Genomic DNA, 20,964 nt, shown 5'->3' with positions numbered 1-20,964 from the left:
CCCTGTTACCCGTTTCGTGGGGAAGTGTGCGGGTGAGGTGACACTTTGTCGCACCCCTGTGCGGGTTGTCAAATCCGTCCGAGCAGCGGCCGCACACGGTTTTTCGTAGCAGCGGCCGCCAGGCCGCGTCATGGGCACTGCGGTTCAGCGGGTAAATGGAGGGAGGCGGACGCAGCCTTCGGCAGCTGCTACGGGGGAAGTGGGGAATGCCGGAAAGCACTGAGGGGAGCCGAAGCTCCCCTCAAGGTCTTGTTGCCTGCTCTTTTTTTATTATTGAGGGGCGGCCTGTTGTTGTTTTTGGCGACCGTGACCCTTTACCGCTGTTTCGTGTGACCCACATCCTGGGTCAAGAGCAAACGTATTTTTTTGAGCGCTGATTCGCCTGTCACCGGTACGTCGCTGCCTCGGGGCAGTTTTATTGTTCTGTGTACGGTGTGGGGCAAGCCCCGGTGGCGCATCCTCTCCAAAAAAATCTGTTAGCTTCGCCTCTGCCGCGTTTGTTCTTGTTATGCCAGAGCCGTTACGTGTTGTTTTTATTGGGTGGTACTGGGTTTTTTGTTTTTGTTGTGCAAGAGACAAAGCAGATGCCGTGCCAACTTTTCGAAACCCAATGAAAACGGGGGTTTGGTCGCTCCGAGGCACGCGGGTGTCGGAAAAGGAACGCTCAAAGTGTTTCCCTGATACTCGGAAAGCGCGGGAGGGGTAACACCCCTCAGCCACACCGGCGCGCTTGTGCTACCCGCGAGCCGTTGGCGCGGCCCAGCTGCTGGCTGATGCGCTCGCCCACGGCAATCACCCGGTCCAGGTCGATGCCGGTCTGGATACCCAGGCCCTGCAGCAGGTACAGCACGTCCTCGCTGGCGACGTTGCCGCTGGCGCCCCTGGCGTACGGGCAGCCGCCCAGGCCGGCCACGGAGCTGTCGAACACGCTGACGCCTTCCAGCAACGCCGCGTAGATATTGGCCAGGGCCTGGCCGTAGGTGTCATGGAAGTGCCCGGCCAACTGCGCCAGCGGCACCTCCCGGGCCACTGCCTGGAACAGGTTGCGGGTAGCGCCGGGGGTGCCGACGCCGATGGTGTCGCCCAAGGAGACTTCCCGGCAGCCCATGGCGTGCAGCTCGCGCGCCACGGCGGCCACCTGGGCGGGGGCGATGGCGCCTTCGTAGGGGCAGCCCAGCACGCACGATACATAGCCGCGCACCGGCACACCGGCGGCCTTGGCCGCTGCCATCACCGGCGCGAAGCGTTCCAGGCTCTGCGCAATGGAGCAATTGATGTTGCGCTGGGAAAAGCTCTCGGACGCTGCGGCGAACACCGCCACCTCGTCTGCGCCAGCCGCCAGTGCCGCCTCGAAGCCTTGCAGGTTGGGTGTCAGCGCGCCGTAGCTCACCCCTGGCACGCGCTGGAGGCTGGCGAACACCTCGGCAGAGCCGGCCATTTGCGGCACCCACTTGGGCGAGACGAAACTGCCGGCCTCTATATAGGCATAGCCACAGGCAGCCAGCTCGTTCACCAGCCGCGCCTTGTCGATGACACTGATGGGGCTGGCCTCGTTCTGCAGGCCGTCGCGGGGGCCGACTTCGACCAGGCGCACGCTGTGGGGCAGGGCCATGGTGTTACTCCTGGGCGGTAACAGGGTGGGCGCCGAGCTCGGCAAGGGCCTGGGTGCAGCGCTCCTCGGCGGTGTCCAGTTCCAGTTGCATCTGCTGGATGTCGAGCAGTTGCTGGGCCAGTTGCGCGCGGCGCTCGGTGATTTTGGCGAGCATGCTGGCCAGCTGCTTGTGATTGCCGCTGGGGTCGTACAGCTCGATCAGCTCGCGGCACTCGGCCAGGGAGAAACCGATGCGCTTGCCGCGCAGTATCAGCTTCAGGGTGACCTTGTCCCGCGGTGAGTAGATGCGTTCCTGGCCACGCCGTTCGGGGCTGAGCATGCCTTGCTCCTCATAGAAGCGGATGGCGCGGGTGGTGATGTCCAGTTCGCGGGACAGGTCGGAGATGCTGTACGTCATGGTCAGGCTCGACAGGATGGTTGACGTCAACGTAAACCCTGCTTGACGTTAACGTCAAGCAGGGCCGTTAGGTAATTACCACCTGGCACGCCGGGCAGCCGGGCCCAATGGGCGCTCATTCCCCTGCAAGGACTGCAGCCCATGACCGATCTACCGCTTGCTCCCCCCGCGCTGCTGTTTGGCGCCTTTGCCGAAGAAATCGACCCGTACTGGCGTGAATGGCAAGTCAGCCAGCAGCAGGCGGCCGTCCGCGCTACTGTCGGTGACAATGCCGACTTGAAGTCGGCGCTATGGCGCACCCTTCGCGGTTACCAACAGGCGATCGGGGCCGCGCGTGAGGCCTGCCTGTTGGCCGCGCGTCCGCTGCTCGGCCGCAGCGACGCCTGGGCTGAGCTTGCCCCTGGCCATATCCTCTTCGACACCCTCAGCGCGGCCCACGCCAAGGCCCTGCGCGCCGAGTTCGATATGATGCAGGCGCTGGGGCAGCTCAAGGGCGAGCAGGCCAGCCGCCTGGAAGCGTTGCTGGACCACCCGGACGATGCCGAGCGGCCCGTCGGTAACACCCTGGTTGCCGATGTGGCGTTGCTGGGTGCCGATGGCAACGATGTGCTGGCTGGGGTCATGGTCATTACCCATGCCAGCGCCGTGCATGACACCGCCGGCACCTGGGGCGTGCAGGTGTATTGGCCCGGCACCCACGGCGGCCTGGCATATTTCGAGTCGCTGGACGCCTTCCAGATGGCCGTGCTGGAGGGGCTTGCCGAGGCCGACCCGACGTTGCCTGCGCAGGTGTCGTTTTCCTACGCACCTATCGTGGGTAACGCCTTCGATGTAGGCCTCAAGCGCCAATGGCGCCAGTTGCATCAGCATGCCCTGGCCATCGAGCAGGGCAAGCGCTTCTACGCTGATGCCGACTCGCCCGCAGCGTCGATGCAACGCTGGCGCCAGGAAGCCTTGCAGGCGCTGGAGGCGCCCCGCCACGACGCGCGTGACCAGGCGTTCTTCGACGTGCTGTTCGAGCACGAGACCGTAACCCTGGCCGAGGGCTTGCCAACCTGGTTGCGCGGGTTGAACCCGCAGGCCCAGGAAGAGTTGAGCCAGCGCCTGGCCGACTACCTCGCCGCCCTGGACAAGGCACAGGGGCTGCTGGCGCGCGACGTGCCGCCGCGTGACGAGTTCGCTGGCGCAGCCCTCGCGCAGCGCCTGCAAAAGGATTTCGGCCTGCAACCGGAAAACCTGGTCATCGACCTGCCCGTCTCGCTGGCCACGGTGCGCGAGACGGTCCCCGGCTCAGGGGCGCCCGGTACCCCGTTGATCATGATCACCCGGCCCAGCGAGGCTCGTGAGCAACTGTCCCTCGTGCAGTTGGCGCTTGCCGGCATAGACGAAGAAATCGCCAAGCGCCTGCATTTTGCCCACGTTGAATCGCGCGGCGTGGCGGCCAGCGTGGCGCTGCCGACACTGGCGCAACTGCGGGTGCTGTTCGAGGAACTGGATCTGCCGGCTCGCTACGAGCGCAGCCTGCGCGATGCCTTCAAGGGCTTGCCCGGTGAAAGCCAGGAAGCCATCCTGGCCCGCCGCACTGCCTTGCTGGCACCTTGGCAGGCCAGCCTGCGCCTGCACGGCCAACTGGCCCTGCGCCGCTCGCGGCTCGATGCCCAGGCGCTGGCGTTGCTGGACAACCCTGAGGCCCGGTTGCACTGGGCGCTGTTCAAGGGCACCGGCACGCCCGCTGGCAGCGCCTTGGCCGGGGCGGTGTTGATCAACGACCCGGGCACCGGGCTGACGGTGCTGTACCTGCCTGACGCGCCCAACGGCCAGGTGCTGACCCAGCACGGGAGCATGGCCGAGGCTTGCCGCCGGCTGGTGCAGATGAGCCTGGAGTCACGCATGGTCGACTATCTGGCAGCGCTGGTCACCAGCGGGCTGGCCAGCGACCACGGCGCCTACATCCGTGAGGCCCAGCTACGCAACTTCGATGGCTGGCTGGTGCCCGGCGAGCGCATCGGCGTGGCCAGCAGCGTGGCCGAGTACCAGCTGAACCTGCAGATGGGCCGCCTGATCAGCAATCACCGCGCCACCGCGCGCTCCCAGGACCAGTTGTGGCTCGAAGCCGCCGCGCGCAGTCACGACAGTATTTTCATGGTTATCAAGGTGTTGGTCGGGCTGCTGCCATTCGTCGGCTCCGTGGTGGCGGTCTACGACGCTTTCGACAGTGCCGTCGAAGCGGTCAAGGCGTTCCGCCGCGGTGAGGGGGCGAGCGGTCTGCTGGAGCTGGAAAACATGTTGGCCTCCCTGGTGGGCGCGGCCATGGACATACTGCCCGGTACCGTGGCAGGCGGCGTTGGCAACGTGAAGGGGCTGCGTGCCAGTGTCCGTGCCCGCCAGGCCCAGGCGGTGGCGCGCCTGGCGCCGCTGGATGGCCCAGGCCATGTGTCGGCGTTTCGCGGTTATGAAAGCGACCTGGCGATTGCCTTGTTGCAGACAGCCGAGCAGGGGGTTTACAGCCACGCCGGTGGGCAGTACATCCTGCGCGCTGGGCATGCGTACGCGGTGCAATGGGACGCTACTTACCACACCTGGAGGTTGCGCGGCACCGCGTTGAAGACCTACCGCCAGCCAGTCAGGCTGGATGCCCGTGGCCAGTGGCAAACCCACGGCGCAATTTCCGGGCGCCTGGTGGACGGCGGGCTGGAGGGCGGCGGTGCGGCGGTCAGCGCGGTGGCCGACAGCCTGGTGGAACGCCTGCCCCTGGCGATCCAGGCGCGGTTGCCGCGTTGGCTAGGCGACGCCATGGTGCGCCGGCAACGGCGGATTTTCAGCCGGCTGATCGCCGACGAGCGTGACACCACCCAACGGCTGAGTGCCACCGAAGCGGCTCGCTCACGTTTTGCCGCGGCCGGTGTGCCCGACGAGGCGCTTCGCAAGACCGTGGTCGACCTGGCCATTCAAGAGGTGAAAGCCTGCGAGCGTTACCTTGCAAGCCTTGCGGAGCACCGCGCGTATCTGCCCGAGGGCGTCTATCGCCGCGCTTACCAGGGCACCCGTTACCAGGGCATGGACCGCATGCAGTTGCTGATACGCATGGGCAAGATTCGCCGCCAGGCACTGCGCGAAGAGTTCGGCGTACGGCAGGCGGCGCACCAGACCCTGATCGACGCGGCAGAACGCGGGGAGCTGACCCTCGGCGCCTTTACCGATGCCATGAACCGCACGCTGGGGGCCACCCAGGAGGTACGGATCAAGCTGCTGGAAATTGCCGATTTCATTCATGAATGGAGCGCGCGGTTTGAAAGTGAGTGGCACAGCGCTTCGCTGGATGCGCCACGGCGGGCGGAAATCGAGCGCCTGATGCGCGAGGGCGGTTACGATTACCGACCCCGGATGGACAGTGCGGTCAAGGCAGAAATACTGCTCAAGCTGGTGCTCAAGCCGCAGCTGTCCACCAGCCCGGAGCGCTTGCTGCTGGGCCAGCTGGTGATACGCGATGTGCGTCAGCTGGATATTCTGCTCGCCACCTGGCGCGACACCGAGGTGGTCGATCTCAGTGCTGCCCAGCGCCAGCGCGTGCTGTCACAGTTTGCCACGGCCACGGAGCTGTTCCGCTGGCGGCTGGAGGAGTGGACCAGTGTCTACGCCCAGTACATCGACCTGCGTTACCAGAAGCGCCTGGTCAATCACCTCAAGGCGTTGGTGGATGAGGCCACGCGCGGGCTGGCGGCAAGCCCCGAGCGGCCACGCCGCCCGCAGCCGGAGGGCGGCCCGCGCAGGCGGGTGTTCGAAACGGTGGATGACGAGGTGTTGATCGGCACCGAAAGTGGCACGGGGGCCCAGCGCTCCATGGCCGTGGAACTGGGCGATGGCACGGTACGCCATTACGACCTTGAAGCCGACAACCGCTGGGCCCTGCGCCAAGCGGCGGCCACCCAGGCGCGCCTGGCGGACCTGCAGGCACAGGCACGGGTGCAGCTCGACAGCAGCGAGGCCCTGGTGCTGCGCGCCGAAGGCTACGCCCGACGTGGCATGGCCCTGGCGAGCATCGATGACCTGATCAGCAACGAAGGCCGCGGGCTGCTGCAGCTGGCGACGAGTATTGAACGCCTGTCCACCGCCGCCGATGACACGGTGGCACTGGTGGAGCGCTTGCGGGGGCGGGGCACGGAGCTAGTCGCCCAGGCCACGCGCCTGCGCATTCGCCTGACCAAGGCCATGCCGCATCCCACCATGGCCCACGCCGAGTACCTGCTGGGCCAGCAGGCCATTCGCCTGGAGCGCCGTGCAGGGCGGGTGCCGGAACTGGACACCCAGCAATTCCTGCAGGAATACGTGATGGTCGACGTGGCCAGCGGGGGGGACCTGTGGGTGGCGCATTTCCACTACGGCAAGCTGCGCTACGCCTTCGACAACTTCGCCGCGGCCCATGTGAAGCGGGCTGACCAGGCGCGGTTGGGGGCGCAATGGGAAGCGCAGAATGCACCGGCCAGGGTGTGGCGCAGCCCCATCAGCCCGGCCCAGGCGCGCCAGTATTTCCAACCCCTGGAACCGTGACCGCCGTGGCCGTCAGCGCCCGGCGCTGGCGGCCTGGGGCAGGTGGTCGGCGCGGCTCACCAGTTGGCCCAGTTCGATCATCTGCTCGCGCATCCAGCGGTTGGCCGGGTCCTGGTCGGTGCTTTCGTGCCAGTACAGGTGGGTTTCCACCGGCGGCACGTCGTTCACCGGCAGCGCCACGTAGTTGAGGTCGTGGCGGCGGGCGAAACGCTCAGGCACGGTCATCACCATGTCGGTCTGCTGCAACACCTGGGAGGCCATCAGGTAATGCTGCGAGCGCAAGGCAATCTTGCGCTGCAGGCCCATCTTGCCCAGCGCCAGGTCCACGTAGCCCAGGCCATTGCGGCGGCTGGAGATGTGGATGTGGGTGAGCGCCAGGTAGTCGTCCAGGGTGATCTTTTCCTTGTTCAGCGGGTGGCCCTTGCGCAGGGCGCACACGTACTGGTCTTCCATCAACTTGACGTGGCGCACCTGCGGGTCGGTGTTCAACGGCGCGTCCACGGCGAAATCCAGGCGTCCGGCGGCCAGCTCCTTGGTGGTCTCGCGGCGCTTGCACAGGAAGCTTTCGATCACCACGGCGGGTGCCAGGCGGCGCAGGCGCTGGAACATCGGCGGCAGGATCACCGCCTCGGTGAGGTCGGTCATGCTGATGCGGAAGGTCTTGCTGGCCTGCAACGGGTTGAAGATGCGGCTTTCCTGCACCGACACGCGCAACAGGGACAGGGCGTTGCGCACCGGGCCGATGATGTTCTGCGCCATGGGCGTGGGCACCATGCCCTGGGCGGTGCGCACGAACAGCGGGTCGTTGAAGGTTTCGCGCAGCCGGGCCAGGGCGTTGGACACCGCCGGCTGGGTGATGCCGACGATCTGCCCGGCGCGGGTAAGGTTGGCCTCGGTGTAGATGGCGTCGAAGACGATGAACAGATTCAGGTCGACCTTGCTCAGATTCATGTGGCAGCGCTCTTGTTGTGGTTGTGCCGATGCATCGCGTCATCCTATATCGGTGATGAATGATAATAGACGCCGAGAATAGGTTAGATAAATCTTGGTGCCTGTTCTAGCATCGAATCCATGCCCACGACAACCCTTGCTCAAAGGTAGCTGCCCCATGGATTTCGCTTATTCGCCCAAGGTTCAGGAATTGCGTGAACGCGTGACCGCGTTCATGGATGCATACGTTTACCCAGCCGAGCCGGTGTTCGAACGCCAGGTGGCCGAAGGCGACCGCTGGCAGCCCACCGCGATCATGGAGGAGTTGAAAGCCAAGGCCCGCGCCGAAGGCCTGTGGAACCTGTTCCTGCCCGAGTCGGAACTGGGCGCCGGCCTGACCAACCTGGAATACGCGCCGCTGGCCGAGATCATGGGCCGCTCGCTGCTGGGGCCCGAGCCGTTCAACTGCTCGGCGCCCGACACCGGCAACATGGAGGTGCTGGTGCGCTACGGCAGCGAGGAGCACAAGCGCCGCTGGCTGGAGCCGCTGCTGCGCGGCGAGATCCGCTCGGCGTTCGCCATGACCGAGCCGGACGTGGCCTCGTCCGACGCCACCAACATGGCCGCCCGCGCCGAGCGCCAGGGTGACGATTGGGTGATCAACGGCCGCAAGTGGTGGACCTCGGGCGCCTGCGACCCGCGCTGCAAGATCCTCATCTTCATGGGCCTGAGCAATCCGGACGGGCCGCGTCACCAGCAGCATTCGATGATCCTGGTGCCGGTGGACACCCCCGGGGTGAAAATCGTGCGGCCGTTGCCGGTGTTTGGCTATGACGACGCACCCCACGGCCACGCCGAGGTGCTGTTCGACAACGTGCGCGTGCCTTACGACAATGTGCTGCTGGGCGAGGGGCGCGGCTTCGAGATCGCCCAGGGGCGCCTGGGCCCGGGCCGTATCCACCATTGCATGCGCTCCATCGGCATGGCCGAGCGGGCGCTGGAGCTGATGTGCAAGCGCTCGGTCGAGCGCACCGCCTTCGGCCGGCCGCTGGCGCGGCTGGGCGGCAACATCGACAAGATCGCCGACTCGCGCATGGAAATCGACATGGCCCGGCTGCTGACCCTCAAGGCCGCCTACATGATGGACACCGCCGGTAACAAGGTGGCCAAGAGCGAGATTGCGCAGATCAAGGTGGTGGCGCCCAACGTGGCGCTGCGGGTGATCGACCGCGCCATCCAGATCCACGGTGGCGCCGGCGTCAGCGGGGATTTCCCGCTGGCCTACATGTACGCCATGCAGCGCACCCTGCGCCTGGCCGACGGCCCGGATGAAGTGCACCGCGCGGCCATTGGCAAATACGAGATCGGCAAGTACGTGCCCAAGGAGCTGCTGCGCAGCGCGCGCGAGCAGGGTTGACCCCACCGGTGTAGCAGCAGCGAAATCCTGCACACACCGCACCCGTAGCAGCGGCCGCAGGCCGCGTCCCAGGCACCGCGCGGGCCAGGACGCGGCCCATGGCCGCTGCTACAGATCGCACACCGCACCCGTAGCAGCGACCGCAGGCCGCGTCCGCACTCAATACACCCACACCTCCACCCGCCGGTTCTTGATGCGGCCTTCGTCCATGTCATTGGTCGCCACCGGCATCTCTGCCCCCAGCCCGCGAATGTCGCGCAGCACCACGCCGCTGCGCGCCAGCTCGCGGCGCACGGTCATGGCCCGCAGGCGCGACAGCAGCAGCGCGCGTGCGCTGTCGTCCTTGGCATCGCCGAAGCCCACCAGGGTCACGTCCTTGAAGGTCTTGCCGCGTGCGCGCAGGTAGGCCAGCACCCGCTGCACGTCGGCCATGGCCTTGTTGTCGAGGCTGGCACTGCCCTCGGCGAAACGGAAATTCACTGACAGGCGCTGGGCGTCGGCCGCCAGCTGGCGATAGTCGGCGGGCATGTTCGCCGTGGCGGGCACCTGGATGGCCTGCACGGTCTGCGAGACGAAACCGTAGCGGGCGACGATGGCCTGGCCCTTGTCGCTCTGGGTAAAACGCACCAGCGCCTGGGCCCAGGGGTTGTTGCGCGCCGGCGGCAGGTAGAAATACAGGCGCCGCGACAAGGGATAATCCTCGGTGGCGATCAGGCTGATGGTGGGCGCCATGGCTTGCGCGGCGCCGTCGCCGATGGCCAGGGCGCGGGCCTGGCGCACGTAGGGCAGGCCGATGAAGCCGATGCCCTGGGGGTCGCGGCTGACGTCGTCCGACAGCTGTTCGCTGGACTCCAGGCGCAGGGCCTGGGGCGCCAGGTTCTTGCCGCGCGGGGTCAGCACCAGCTCCTTGAACGTCTCCCAGGTGCCGGACTGGTCATCGCGTGCGTACAGGTGAATGGGGCCGTGGCCCAGGCCCACCTCGGCCCAGTCACGCACCTCGCCGGCGAAAATCCGCGCCAGTTGCTCGGTGCTCAGCTGCCGCAAGGGGTTGTCGGGGTGCACGATCACCGCCACGCCATCGATGGCGATCACCTGCTCGGCCTCGGCGCTCTTCAGGTCACCCAGGCGGTCCAGCGCCACCAGCTCGCTGTCCTTGATGGGCCGTGAGGCGGCGGCCAGGTCGGCCTCGCCATGCTCCAGCGCGCTGAAACCGGTGCTGGAACCATGGGCGTCAATCTCGATGCGCAGCTGCTGGCCATCCACGGTCACGGCCGACACCTGCTGTTCGTTGGCGTGGGCGCCGGGCTCCACCTTGACCTGCTTCAACCCCTGGTCCTGCAGCATCGCCTGCACCAATGCCGGGCCCAGCTCGGCGCCGATGGTATTGGAACCCTGGATACGCAGGACCGGCACCTCGGCCCAGGCCGTGAGGGGCAGGGCCAGGCAGATGAAAAACAGCAGGCGGGGGAGGCGGGGCATCGTCGCAGGCACCGGGGAGGCCGAAGGGGTGCCGGGGAGAATAAGACAGCGGGGTTACGGGGGTGTGACAGGTGCTTGTCGCGGCCGATCAGGCCCGGGGGCAAACGCATCGCGAACGGCCTCGACCAGGCGCTTAGCCAGCCCAGGGCGCTGCTCGAGCAAGGGGTATTGCTTGCGCAGCTTGCCGGAGAGCACATAGCCGTTCCCCCGGATCGAGTGGATGAGCTTGTCCAGTTCGCAGGGCAAACACCAGTTGGTCAATCAGCAGGTTCTGGGGGCGATAGCGCTCGGGGTACAGCTCTTTGCGCAGGTCACCGTCGTACATCGTGGCGCGGCGGCCGTTGATCTGGCTGACCACGGCGAAGGGTTGCACGGGCGAGATGCCGGTGTGTTTTGCAATCCAGGTATAACCGATGTCGGGCATGGGTGGTTTACCTGTTGAAAGGCGTACTGTACGAAGGGGGAAGAAATGGGGTGGAAGTGAGTAAAACGATTAGAGCTGAAGTAAAACGATTAGAAAAGGGCTTTTTTGCAGCAAAACGTTTAGAAAATCGGTTAAACAAGCACAGCATCCCTGCGGGGGCAGCCTCCCTGCCGCCCCGCCGGGGTTTGTACGCCTAGCTCAACTTCAACCAGATCGGCGCATGGTCCGACGGCTTTTCCATCCCGCGCAGTTCATAGTCCACGCCCGCATCCGCCACCCGTGGCAGCAGGCCGTGCGAGGCCATGATCAGGTCGATACGCAGGCCGCGCTTGGGCTCGTCCTCGAAGCCGCGGCTGCGGTAGTCGAACCAGCTGAAGCGGTCGGCGACGTCGGGGTTGAGGTGGCGGAAGCTGTCCACCAGGCCCCAGTTCTTCAGGCGCGCCATCCACTCGCGTTCCTCGGGCAGGAAGCTGCACTTGCCAGTCTTCAGCCAGCGCTTGGCGTTGTCCGGGCCGATGCCGATGTCGCAGTCCTCGGGGGAAATATTCACGTCACCCATCACCACCAGCGCCTGGTCGTTGCTGAACTGGCCTTCCAGCAGCGCCTGCAGGTCGGCGTAGAAGCGCTGCTTGGCCGGGAACTTGGTGGGGTGGTCACGGCTTTCGCCTTGGGGGAAGTAGCCGTTCATGATGGTTACCGGGTTGCCGTTGGCGTCGGCGAAGGTGCCCCAGATGAACCGGCGCTGGGCGTCTTCTTCATCGGTGCTGAAGCCCTTGTGCAGGGCCAGCGGCGCCTGGCGCGACAGCAGGGCCACGCCGTAGTGGCCCTTCTGGCCGTGGTAATGCACGTGGTAGCCCAGGGCCTGCACCTCGGCGAGCGGGAACTGCTCGTCGCTGACCTTGGTTTCCTGCAGGCCGATGACGTCGGGCTGGTGTTTTTCGATCAGCGCCGCCAGCTGATGGGGCCGGGCGCGCAGGCCGTTGATGTTGAACGAGACAATCTTCATGGAGGCGGCAGTCCTGGGTAAAACGCCGATGCTAACGGATGGGCCCGGTTGGGGCCAGCATGGCGAGCTGGGGCCGGCACTGCTAAGGTCCAGTTGGATGGAACCTCGCGACCCTGCCGTACCCCAATACAAGAACGCGCCGCACTCAAGCGGCGCCGTGTGCACAGGAGCTTGACCATGTCCCAGTCTGCCACCGAGACGGCCCAGGTAGTCATGCTGGACGGCGGCTACGCCAGCGAGGTGCGTTCGCTGCTGTACCACGCCTATCGCCACGAACCGACCTTCGCCTACGTGTTCGAGGCCGACCGCACAGGCTACGAGCAGCGGGTGCGGGCCACGGTGCGCGAACTGGTCAAGCAGCATTTCTTCCAGGACCTGCCCGGCATCGGCCTGCTGCATGAAGACCGCCTGGTGGGCGTGGCCCTGATCGCACCGCCCCAGCGCCGCCTGGGCATCACCGAAAGCTGGGCCTGGCGCCTGCGCATGCTGCTCAGCACCGGCCTGGGTTGCACGCGCCGCTACCTGGAATACTACCAGTCGGTGCTGGCCTGCCTGCCCAGCGAAGCGGTGCATGTGCTGCCCCTGCTGGCGGTGCACCCGCAGTACCAGGGGCATCACTTTGGCGAGCAGTTGCTCACCGCCGTGCACAATTGGTGCGCCGACGACGAGCATTCCGACGGGGTCGTGCTGGACACCGGCAACCCCCGTTACCTGGCGTTCTACCAGCGCCAGGGCTACGAGGAAATTGGCGAGATTGCCGTGGGACCGGTCCGCGAACATGTGTTTTTTCATGCAAGCCCGCAACATTTGGAACACATTCGTGTCTAGAATCAGAATCTTGCGAGGGCCGATCCGCTCTTAAAACGCCGCTTTACCGTGATAGCATCCGCGCCATGAAGTTTTCAGGACGATTTACCCGCGGTCTGGTGTTGCTGTTCACGAGTTTTGCCGCGCACGCGCAAAGCGAACTGGTGGTACAGGTAAAACCAGCCAATTCCGAGCTCAAGGCCAATGTCGAAGGCTACATCGGCAGCCTCGGCGACCGTGACGCCGAAGCCCTCGAGCGTTTCAGCCACGGCGCCGAAGAGCAGGCCGCCAAGGCCGCCCAGGCCCTGGGCTACTACCAGGCGCACATTGCCAGCCGGGTGAAGGACGGCGCGAACCCGCAACTGGTGCTGAGCATCGAGCCGGGCGAGCCCATTCACCTGCGCAACGTCACCATTCGCCTCGAAGGGCCGGCCAGCCAGTTCAAGGGCTTCCGCCTGCCCAACAGCGCCGACCTGCGCCCTGGCGCCGTGCTCAACCACGGCCATTACCAGGACGCCAAGCAGCTGATCCTCAACCAGGCCTCGCGCTACGGCTATTTCCAGGGCCATTTCACCCAGCAGCGGCTGGCCGTGGACCCGGTCGCCGGCGTGGCCGACATCGAGCTGGTGTACGACAGTGGCCCGCGCTTCACCCTCGGTGCCGTGCATTTCGAAGGCGACACGCCGTTCGACGACGACCTGCTGCAACGCATGGTGCCGTTCAAGCCCGGCACCCCCTATGACTCGCAGCTGGTGGCCGAGCTCAACCAGGCCCTGCAATCGAGCGGCTATTTCGAAAGCATGCGCGTGGACGCCGCGCCCACCTCTGCCGAAGGCCAGGTGATACCGGTGGACGTGCAACTCAAGACCCGCAAGCCGCGCACCATCGGCATCGGCCCCGGCTATTCCACCGACGTGGGCCCGCGGGTGAAGGCCAACTGGACGCGCCACTGGGTCAACTCCCACGGCGACAGCTACGGCACCGAGGCCGAGGTGTCCGCACCGCGGCAGAACATCGGCCTGTGGTACGACCGCCCGCTGGACCCACCGCTCACCGACAAGCTGCGTTGGGCCGCCGGTTACCAGTACGAGGAAATCGCCGACACCGACAGCCTCAGCAAGCTGCTGACCGTGGGCCCCGAGTGGCACAGCAAACTGCCCAGCGGCTGGCAGCGGGTGATCTCGCTCAAGTGGCAGCGCGAGGAATACCGCCTGGGCAACGACAGCGGCCTGAGCACGCTGCTGATGCCGGGCATCAGCTACTCGTACCTTAAAAGCGACAACAAGGTCGACCCGCACAACGGCTACCGCCTGCAGTTCGACACCCAGGTGGCCAAGGAAGGCCTGGGCTCGGACGCCAACCTGGTGCACGGCAACGTGCTGCTCAAGGGCCTCACCACCCTGGGCGAGAACCATCGCCTGCTGGGCCGCGTGCAGTTCGGCGGCAGCCTCACCAACGGCTACAAGGCCATCCCGCCGTCGCTGCGCTTCTTCGCCGGTGGCGACCAGAGCGTGCGCGGCTACGATTACCAGACCCTGTCGCCGGAAAACTCCGACGGCGACAAGATCGGCGGCCGCTACCTGGTGGCCGGCAGCGTCGAATACCAGTACTCCATCGCCGAGAAATGGCGTATCGCAACCTTCGTCGACCAGGGCAACTCGTTCAACAACCTGGAGCTGCCCAGCCTCAAGACCGGCGTCGGCGTGGGCATCCGCTGGGTGTCCCCGGTGGGCCCGATTCGCGTCGACCTGGCGCACGCCCTGGAAGACCCGGGCGGCTTCCGCATTCACTTTTCCATAGGGCCTGAGCTTTGAACCGGGTGTTGAAACGCGGCCTGCTGTGGGCCGGTGGCGGCGTGGCCGTCGTGGCGGGGCTGGTGGTGGCGGGCGCCTTGCTGGTGCTGGAAACCACTGGCGGCAGCCGCTGGGCCCTGGCCCAGGTGCCGGGCCTTGCGGTGGACAACTTCCGCGGCCACCTGGGTGGCCACTGGAGCGCCGACGAGGTGCGCTGGGAGCAGGGCGGCACGCGCCTGCTGCTCAAGACGCCGTTGCTGGAGTGGTCGCCCTCGTGCCTGTTGCACCTGACCCTGTGCATCGAACGCCTGGAAGTTGAACAGATCAGCCTGACCCTGCCGCCCAGCGCGCCGTCCGAAAACAGCGGGCCGCTGCAACTGCCGGACCTGAAGCTGCCGATCAAGCTGCAAGTCGGCGAGATCTATCTGGGCAGCCTGTCCATCGATGGCAGCGAGCAGGTGCAGAAGCTCAAGCTGGCCGCCCAATGGACCGCCGATGGCCTGCGCATCGATTCGCTGCACGCCCAGCGCGATGACCTGGCCCTGGACCTGAGCGGCACCATCGCCCCGGGCGGGCGCTGGCCGCTCAAGGCCACCGCCCAGCTGCAACTGCCCAAGGTGGGCGAGCAGCCGTGGCAGCTGGCGCTGGACATCGACGGCAACCTGCTCGACAGCCTGCAGCTGCACGGCCAGAGCAGCGGCTACCTGCCGGCCACTGTCAGCGGCGAGCTGCAGCCGCTGGCCGACAACCTGCCGGCGCAGCTGCATATCGTGTCCGCGGCGTTCAAGGCGGCGCCGAGCCTGCCCGACACGCTGCAACTCAATCAAGTGGATTTGAGCGCCAAGGGTGACCTCAAGGCGGGCTACCAGATCGTCGGCAAGGCGCAGTTGCCCGCCGAAGGCGAGGCCATGAACCTGGCCCTGACCGGCGTCGCCGATGCCAAGGGCGCCAAGGTCCAGGGCCTGCAACTGGGCGCCAATGACAACCAGCGGGTCAAGCTCGACGGCCAGCTGAGCTGGCAGGGCGGCCTGAGCGCCGACGCGCGCCTGGACTGGCTGGACTTCCCCTGGCACCACCTGTACCCCGACGTCGCCGAGCCCCAGGTCAGCGTGCACCGCTTCAGCACTGAAGTGGCGTACCGCAACGGCAAGTACATGGGCAATTTCAGCGGCGACTTCAACGGCCCCGCCGGCGCCTTCAGCCTGGCCAGCCCGTTCAGCGGCGACCTGGGCGCGGTGTTTCTGCCCCAGCTCAACCTTGCGGCCGGCAAGGGCACCGCCAGCGGCAGCCTGAAGCTGTATTTCGCCGATGCCGTGCGCTGGGACGCCGCCCTGGGCCTGAGCAATCTGGACCCGGCGTTCTGGGTCGCGGAGCTGCCCGGCAACCTGGCGGGCCCTCTGCGCAGCAAGGGCGAGCTGGCCGGCGGCAAGCTGCAACTGGACGCCGACCTCGACCTCAAGGGCCGCCTGCGCGGCCAGCCGGCGGTGCTCCAGGCCAAGGCCCAGGGCGCCGACCAGCGCTGGACCCTGGCCAACCTCGACATCCGCCTGGGCGACAACCACATCAACGGCAGCGGCAGCCTGGACCAGCGCCTGGCCGGGCGCATCGACCTCGACCTGCCACGCCTGGGCCAGCTGTGGCCGCAGTTGCAGGGCCAGTTAAAGGGCCGCATCGATGCCGCCGGCACCTTGCAGGCGCCCCAGGGCGAGTTGGCCCTCAAGGGGCAGGGCCTGGGCCTGGGCGACAACCGCCTGCAGGCCATCGACCTGGCGGCTACGCTGAGCAAGGCCCAGCAGGGCACGTTGGCCCTGACGGCCTCCGGCATCCGCGCCGGCGAAACCGCCCTGGGCACGCTGACCGCCAAGGCCGCCGGCGACCTGCGCAAGCAGCAGCTGCAACTGGACCTCAAGGGCCCGCAACTGGTGCTCGCCACCGCCCTCGACGGCACCCTGGACAAGGGCAACTGGCGCGGCCGCCTGGCCAGCGCCGACATCCAGGCCGGCGGCCAGGACTGGCGCCTGGCCGGTCCCGCCAAGCTGGAGCGGCTGGCCAACGGCACCCTCAACCTGGGCGCCCATTGCTTCCAGTCGGGCGGCGCCAGCCTGTGTGGCGAAGACCAGCGGCTGATGCCCGAGCCCAAGCTGCGTTACCACCTCAAGCAGTTCCCGCTGCAAAGCCTGGCCCAATGGCTGCCCAAGGACTTCGCCTGGCAGGGCCTGCTCAACGCCGACCTGCAACTGGACCTGCCCGCCAGCGGGCCCAAGGGCCAGGTGCTGGTGGACGCCAGCGGTGGCACCTTGCGCCTCAAGGACAAGGACCAATGGCTGGACTTCCCCTACCAGGTCCTGCGCCTGAGCAGCACCCTGGGCCCGCGGCGCATCGACACCCAGTTGCAGTTCCAGGGCGAGCGCCTGGGGCAACTGCAGGTGAACGCACGCATCGACCCGCTGGCCCGCAACAAGCCACTGAGCGGCGATTTCCGCCTGCAGGGCCTGGACATCGGCATCGCCCGGCCATTCGCGCCCATGGTCGAGAAACTCGCCGGGCGCCTGGACGGCAGCGGCCAGTTGGCCGGCACCCTGGTGGCCCCGCAGGTCAATGGCACGGTCAAGCTCAGCGGCGGCGAGATCGCTGGCGCGCAGCTGCCGGTCAGCTTCACCGACCTGCAGGTGCAGGCACAGATCGCCGGCGAGAGCCTGCACCTGCAGGGCGACTGGAAAAGCGGCAAGGCCGGCCAGGGCAGCCTGGGCGGCCAACTGCAGTGGGGCCAGGCGCTGGCGGCGGACATCAGCCTCAAGGGCACGCGGCTGCCGGTCACCGTCGAACCCTACGCCGAGCTTGAGGCTGCACCGGACCTGCACATCGTGCTGGCCGACGACAAGCTGGCGGTTACCGGCAAGGTGTTGATCCCCACGGGGGCGATCACCGTGCGCGAGCTGCCGCCGTCCACGGTCAAGGTCTCGGAGGACACGGTGATCATCGGCCACCAGGCGCCGCCTGCGGCCGCGCCAATGGCCATGGCCATGGACATCAATGTCGAGGTGGGGCAGGACAAGCTGACCTTCACCGGCTTCGGCCTGAGCGCCAACCTGGCCGGCCACCTGCACATCGGTGACAACCTCGACACCCGCGGCGAGCTGAACCTCAACGACGGCCGCTACCGCGCCTATGGCCAGCGCCTGACCATTCGCCGCGCGCGGCTGCTGTTCGCCGGGCCCATCGCCCAGCCGTACCTGGACATCGAAGCCATTCGCCAGACCGATGACGTGATCGCCGGCATTCGCCTGAGCGGCAGCGCCGAACAGCCGACCACCGAGGTGTTCTCCGAACCCACCATGAGCCAGGAGCAGGCGCTGTCCTACCTGGTGCTGGGGCGCCCGTTGAGCACCACCGGCGAGGACAACAACATGCTCGCCCAGGCGGCGCTGGGGTTGGGGCTGGCGGGCAGTTCGAAGGTGACCGACACGCTGGCCAAGGACCTGGGCATCCAGGACTTCCAACTCGACACCCAGGGCAGCGGCACCACCACCAGCGTGGTGGCCAGCGGCAACCTGTCGGAGAAGCTCACGTTGCGCTACGGCGTGGGGGTGTTCGAGCCCGCCAACACCATTGCCTTGCGCTACAAGCTGAGCAAGAAGGTGTACGTGGAAGTGGCCAGCGGCGTGGCCAGCTCATTGGATATCTTCTACAAGCGCGATTTCTGACCGCTGCCTGCGGCAAACCCGTAGCCGCCTTGGGCGGCTACGGGGCGCGATGTCGCCATGGCTTACGACGGGTCGGCCAGGGCCGCGGCTTCCTGGCGACGGATATTGCCGATCTGGCGTAGGCTCAGGCCGTACTTGTCCGCCAGCTCACTGCGCGAACTGCCCTTGGAACTTTCCTCCTGGATCTGCCGGTTGCGCAATTGCCGGCTGAAGTGATCGGCCTTGGGGATCTCCAGCGCCAGCCCGGCGAAACGTTCAATCAGCCGTGCCAGGGCTTCGGGCGGCAAGTGCTTGGCCAGCGCCGTGCGCTGCGCATGCTTGGGGATGTACTTGGGGCGCCCACCGTACAGGCAGGTGAGGTGATAGGCGTTCTCCACGCCAATGCAGTCGATCAGGCGTTGCAGCGAATGGGGCAGTTGGCTGATATCGACTTGCTTGAGGTCATTGATGTCCATGCTGACGTCCTTGTAATGGCGAAGGAGCTGGATGCCCTTCCAGATAGGGGGTTGTGCCAGGCAAATTCTAAGGCGTATCGCGCGCAGCTACAGACGGCAACGGTGATGTGTGCGGTAGGAAAATGGGCGTTGTTGTGTAGTGCGAATCGGCGTGTCGAGGAGGAGGGGCGCAGAAACAGGCGTTGTGGCGTTTAGCCGCTAGCGTGAGGGTGCTGAAAGCATGGGGGAGGGATAAAAAAAGCTGCCACGGGCATGGAAAAAGCGAGCCCGCAGGCTCGCTTCCGGAATCAGCGTCCTTGCATGAAGCCGGGGCCGCCACCATGGCCGCCACCGAAACCGCCGCCACCACCGCCACCGTGGCCACCGCCGCCACCGCCTGGTGGCATGAACATCCAGCAACCGCTCAGCGATGCGATCATGAGAAGGGGAATCAGCAGAGTGATTCGACGCAACATGGGTAAATCCTCATAGAGTGAAGCACCCGTCCACAAAGCAGGATGGGCACTGTACTATGAGACCCTGAAAACCCCGGCGCATCCCCGCGATCGGGTATGTGCTTGGTGTGGTTGTTGACACCCATTCGATACAAATGAACCAGGAAGTACCCCATGACCCAGAAGCAACGCCTGATCTATTCCGTCTTCATTTCCATCGCCGTGCTGGCCATCATGCTGGGCCTGTCGTGGATGCAGAAGGACGGCCTGATCAGCGAGAAACTGTTCCAGTACATCGCCATTGGCGTCGCCGTGGTAGTGGTCGTGTTGAACGGCATCATGCGCCGCAAGGTCAAGCCCTGAGCCCGGTCGTGCCGTGACGCGGCCTGGCGGCCGCTGCTACGGGGAGGCTGCGTCAGTGCGGGCGCAGCATGCCCAGGGCGTGCTCGCTGAGGCCGTAGGTCTTGTCGGCGTGCATCTCGATCACGCCTTCGCTGCCCAGGCGCTTGAGCACCTCGCGCACGCTCAGGAACGACAGCGGGATGTCCAGCTCCTGCAGGTGCGTGTGCACCGCCCGCACGCCAATGCTGCGGCCCTCGCGCTCGGCACCCAGCAGGGCGTCGATCACCTTCAGGCGGATCAGGCTGGTGCGCAGGCCGTACGCCTTGAGCAGTACCTTGATCTGGCTGTTGCTGCAGCGCTCGGGCAAGGGCTGCGCCGCGGTTTGCGGGCGCGCCGCGGCCAGGGCGGGGGTGGGCATTGGCGAGTTGTGCATGGGAAAACTCCTGTTCCAGAGCTGGTCCGGTGAAATATCGCTCCTACGTATAGGACGAATGGACCGCTTGAATCATGAACCCCCAACTGTGGAAAATTCGTGATTTCCCCGTGTACAGGTTGGAAAAGATTCACATCAAGGCTGGGCAGGAATGCTATTGAGCACCGTGTTGCCTTCGTTGTTCTGGGTCAGGTAGATGGGCAGCACCTTGGGCAGGCTGGCCACCAGGTTGCGGATGCGCGTGGTGTCGTACATGCCGCCGATGCGGATGTGCGCACTGTGGTCGTCGCCCAGCACCAGCGGTTTTTCCAGGTAGCGGTTGATCAGCGGCAGGGCGTCGGCCAGCGGCAGGTTGTCGAGGATCAGCTTGCCGTCGCGCCAGGCCAGGCTGTTGTCGCCGGCGTAGGTCTGGCTCAGCTGCGGCTCGTAGTCGCCGGCCTTGTAGCGCGCCTGCATGCCTGGGCCCAGGCGGAAGCCGCCGTCCGGGTCGGCGTTGATGCTGCTGACCAGCACCGAGCCTTCCACCAGGGTCACGCGCACCTGGTCCTGGTATTTCCACACGTTGAAGCGGGTGCCGGTGACCTTGATGCGGCCCTCGGCGGCCTTGACCACGAAGGGGTGCTGGGCGTCGTGGGTGACCTCGAAGAAGGCCTCGCCGCGGCTCAGGCGCACCTGGCGGTGGTCCTTGAAGTTGGTGTAGCTCAGCTCGCTGTCCAGGTTCAGCTCGACCCGCGTGCCATCGCCCAGCACCACGTGGCGCAGGGCGCCCTGGCTGGTCTCGTGCTGGTACGCATCCGGCAGCCAGCCGGCGCTCCAGCCGGTGTAGGCCGCCAGGGGCAGTGCCACGGCGCTGATCGCCGCTGCCACGGCCCAGCGCTGCAGGGTAAAACGGCGGGTGGGCAGTGGCACCACCGCGGCTGGCGCAGGCCGTGGCAGCTGATCGGACAGGGTCCAGATCTCGGCCATGGCTGCATACTCCCGGGCATGCAAGGGGTCTTCACCCAGCCACTGTTCGAACTGCGCGCGCTCCTGCGCCGAGCAATCCTCGGCATGCAGGCGCATGCACCACTGGGCGGCGGCCTCGGTGATGGCGTCAGAGTGGTCAGTGGTGGCGGGCATTTCGATGGCAGGCTCCAGAAGCAATCCGCCATTCTAACCCCTCGCCTCGAATGGCTGGAACCCG

Annotated in this window: 16 protein-coding genes; 6 read left to right on the top strand and 10 right to left on the bottom strand. The window is 66.3% G+C overall.

The features are described 5' to 3' along the window. Positions 1-712: 712 nt before the first annotated feature. Together AC0J42_RS19350 and AC0J42_RS19345 are read right to left on the bottom strand one after the other, a co-directional pair. A complete protein-coding gene (locus tag AC0J42_RS19350; RefSeq protein ID WP_473003141.1) occupies positions 713-1,612 on the bottom strand; it encodes a hydroxymethylglutaryl-CoA lyase in 900 nt (299 codons plus the stop codon). Positions 1,613-1,616: 4 nt separating this feature from the next. Then, on the bottom strand, positions 1,617-2,015 hold the full coding sequence (locus AC0J42_RS19345; protein ID WP_416427419.1) for a MerR family transcriptional regulator: 399 nt from the start codon (positions 2,013-2,015) through the stop codon (positions 1,617-1,619). Positions 2,016-2,150: 135 nt separating this feature from the next. On the opposite strand from AC0J42_RS19345, the gene AC0J42_RS19340 reads away from it, so the two are divergent. Beyond that, positions 2,151-6,557, top strand: coding sequence for a dermonecrotic toxin domain-containing protein (locus AC0J42_RS19340; protein WP_473003139.1), 4,407 nt, complete (start codon positions 2,151-2,153; stop codon positions 6,555-6,557). Positions 6,558-6,569: 12 nt separating this feature from the next. Here AC0J42_RS19340 and AC0J42_RS19335 read toward each other — a convergent pair whose 3' ends face one another. Next, positions 6,570-7,508 (bottom strand): LysR family transcriptional regulator, encoded by a 939-nt coding sequence (locus AC0J42_RS19335; RefSeq protein ID WP_416425269.1) that lies wholly within the window; start codon positions 7,506-7,508, stop codon positions 6,570-6,572. A 157-nt stretch (positions 7,509-7,665) separates the two neighbouring features. Between AC0J42_RS19335 and AC0J42_RS19330 the strand changes: the two genes are divergently transcribed. Further along, positions 7,666-8,904, top strand: a complete 1,239-nt coding sequence (locus AC0J42_RS19330) for an acyl-CoA dehydrogenase (RefSeq protein ID WP_473003137.1) — start codon at positions 7,666-7,668, stop codon at positions 8,902-8,904. A 159-nt stretch (positions 8,905-9,063) separates the two neighbouring features. Here the strand turns inward: AC0J42_RS19330 and AC0J42_RS19325 are convergent, their stop codons facing one another. The 3 genes from AC0J42_RS19325 to xthA form a co-directional block, all read right to left on the bottom strand. Then, positions 9,064-10,383: a substrate-binding domain-containing protein gene (locus AC0J42_RS19325; RefSeq protein ID WP_473003134.1), complete on the bottom strand. Its 1,320-nt coding sequence runs from the start codon at positions 10,381-10,383 to the stop codon at positions 9,064-9,066. A 133-nt stretch (positions 10,384-10,516) separates the two neighbouring features. Continuing rightward, a complete protein-coding gene (locus AC0J42_RS19320; protein WP_473003133.1) occupies positions 10,517-10,807 on the bottom strand; it encodes a hypothetical protein in 291 nt (96 codons plus the stop codon). 193 nt (positions 10,808-11,000) lie between these two features. Beyond that, entirely contained in the window at positions 11,001-11,813 is an 813-nt protein-coding gene (gene xthA / locus AC0J42_RS19315; RefSeq protein ID WP_416425266.1) for an exodeoxyribonuclease III, read from the bottom strand. Positions 11,814-11,990: 177 nt separating this feature from the next. Here xthA and AC0J42_RS19310 point away from each other — a divergent pair, with 177 nt between their 5' ends. The 3 genes from AC0J42_RS19310 (at position 11,991) to AC0J42_RS19300 (ending at position 18,117) form a co-directional block, all read left to right on the top strand. Further along, a complete protein-coding gene (locus AC0J42_RS19310) occupies positions 11,991-12,641 on the top strand; it encodes a GNAT family N-acetyltransferase (protein WP_416425265.1) in 651 nt (216 codons plus the stop codon). Positions 12,642-12,706: 65 nt separating this feature from the next. Then, positions 12,707-14,434: an autotransporter assembly complex protein TamA gene (locus AC0J42_RS19305; RefSeq protein WP_416425264.1), complete on the top strand. Its 1,728-nt coding sequence runs from the start codon at positions 12,707-12,709 to the stop codon at positions 14,432-14,434. Between the two features lie 8 nt (positions 14,435-14,442). Next, positions 14,443-18,117 (top strand): translocation/assembly module TamB domain-containing protein, encoded by a 3,675-nt coding sequence (locus AC0J42_RS19300; protein ID WP_473003131.1) that lies wholly within the window; start codon positions 14,443-14,445, stop codon positions 18,115-18,117. A 62-nt stretch (positions 18,118-18,179) separates the two neighbouring features. On the opposite strand, the gene AC0J42_RS19295 is transcribed toward AC0J42_RS19300, so the two are convergent. Both AC0J42_RS19295 and AC0J42_RS19290 read right to left on the bottom strand, forming a co-directional pair. Then, a complete protein-coding gene (locus AC0J42_RS19295) occupies positions 18,180-18,572 on the bottom strand; it encodes a Mor transcription activator family protein (RefSeq protein ID WP_416425262.1) in 393 nt (130 codons plus the stop codon). A gap of 287 nt (positions 18,573-18,859) precedes the next feature. Then, positions 18,860-19,027, bottom strand: coding sequence for a hypothetical protein (locus tag AC0J42_RS19290; protein ID WP_473003129.1), 168 nt, complete (start codon positions 19,025-19,027; stop codon positions 18,860-18,862). 153 nt (positions 19,028-19,180) lie between these two features. Here AC0J42_RS19290 and AC0J42_RS19285 point away from each other — a divergent pair, with 153 nt between their 5' ends. Further along, a complete protein-coding gene (locus AC0J42_RS19285) occupies positions 19,181-19,369 on the top strand; it encodes a hypothetical protein (RefSeq protein WP_416425260.1) in 189 nt (62 codons plus the stop codon). A gap of 52 nt (positions 19,370-19,421) precedes the next feature. On the opposite strand, the gene AC0J42_RS19280 is transcribed toward AC0J42_RS19285, so the two are convergent. Both AC0J42_RS19280 and AC0J42_RS19275 read right to left on the bottom strand, forming a co-directional pair. Next, positions 19,422-19,781, bottom strand: coding sequence for a fe2+ zn2+ uptake regulation protein (locus tag AC0J42_RS19280; protein WP_473003127.1), 360 nt, complete (start codon positions 19,779-19,781; stop codon positions 19,422-19,424). A gap of 135 nt (positions 19,782-19,916) precedes the next feature. Further along, a complete protein-coding gene (locus AC0J42_RS19275; protein WP_473003125.1) occupies positions 19,917-20,900 on the bottom strand; it encodes a FecR family protein in 984 nt (327 codons plus the stop codon). Between the last annotated feature and the right edge of the window lie 64 nt (positions 20,901-20,964).

It is taken from the genome of Pseudomonas sp. Tav-5-1A (assembly GCF_055755055.1).
This window is presented reverse-complemented; position numbering and strand designations above follow the sequence as displayed.

Coding starts and splice junctions, on each gene's coding strand:
- AC0J42_RS19295 (WP_416425262.1), bottom strand. CDS start 18,572: ATGGACATCAATGACCTCAAGCAAGTCGATATCAGCCAACTGCCCCAT.
- AC0J42_RS19330 (WP_473003137.1), top strand. CDS start 7,666: ATGGATTTCGCTTATTCGCCCAAGGTTCAGGAATTGCGTGAACGCGTG.
- AC0J42_RS19310 (WP_416425265.1), top strand. CDS start 11,991: ATGTCCCAGTCTGCCACCGAGACGGCCCAGGTAGTCATGCTGGACGGC.
- AC0J42_RS19275 (WP_473003125.1), bottom strand. CDS start 20,900: ATGCCCGCCACCACTGACCACTCTGACGCCATCACCGAGGCCGCCGCC.
- AC0J42_RS19320 (WP_473003133.1), bottom strand. CDS start 10,807: ATGCCCGACATCGGTTATACCTGGATTGCAAAACACACCGGCATCTCG.
- AC0J42_RS19325 (WP_473003134.1), bottom strand. CDS start 10,383: ATGCCCCGCCTCCCCCGCCTGCTGTTTTTCATCTGCCTGGCCCTGCCC.
- AC0J42_RS19335 (WP_416425269.1), bottom strand. CDS start 7,508: ATGAATCTGAGCAAGGTCGACCTGAATCTGTTCATCGTCTTCGACGCC.
- AC0J42_RS19350 (WP_473003141.1), bottom strand. CDS start 1,612: ATGGCCCTGCCCCACAGCGTGCGCCTGGTCGAAGTCGGCCCCCGCGAC.
- AC0J42_RS19285 (WP_416425260.1), top strand. CDS start 19,181: ATGACCCAGAAGCAACGCCTGATCTATTCCGTCTTCATTTCCATCGCC.
- AC0J42_RS19305 (WP_416425264.1), top strand. CDS start 12,707: ATGAAGTTTTCAGGACGATTTACCCGCGGTCTGGTGTTGCTGTTCACG.
- AC0J42_RS19340 (WP_473003139.1), top strand. CDS start 2,151: ATGACCGATCTACCGCTTGCTCCCCCCGCGCTGCTGTTTGGCGCCTTT.
- AC0J42_RS19290 (WP_473003129.1), bottom strand. CDS start 19,027: ATGTTGCGTCGAATCACTCTGCTGATTCCCCTTCTCATGATCGCATCG.
- xthA (WP_416425266.1), bottom strand. CDS start 11,813: ATGAAGATTGTCTCGTTCAACATCAACGGCCTGCGCGCCCGGCCCCAT.
- AC0J42_RS19280 (WP_473003127.1), bottom strand. CDS start 19,781: ATGCACAACTCGCCAATGCCCACCCCCGCCCTGGCCGCGGCGCGCCCG.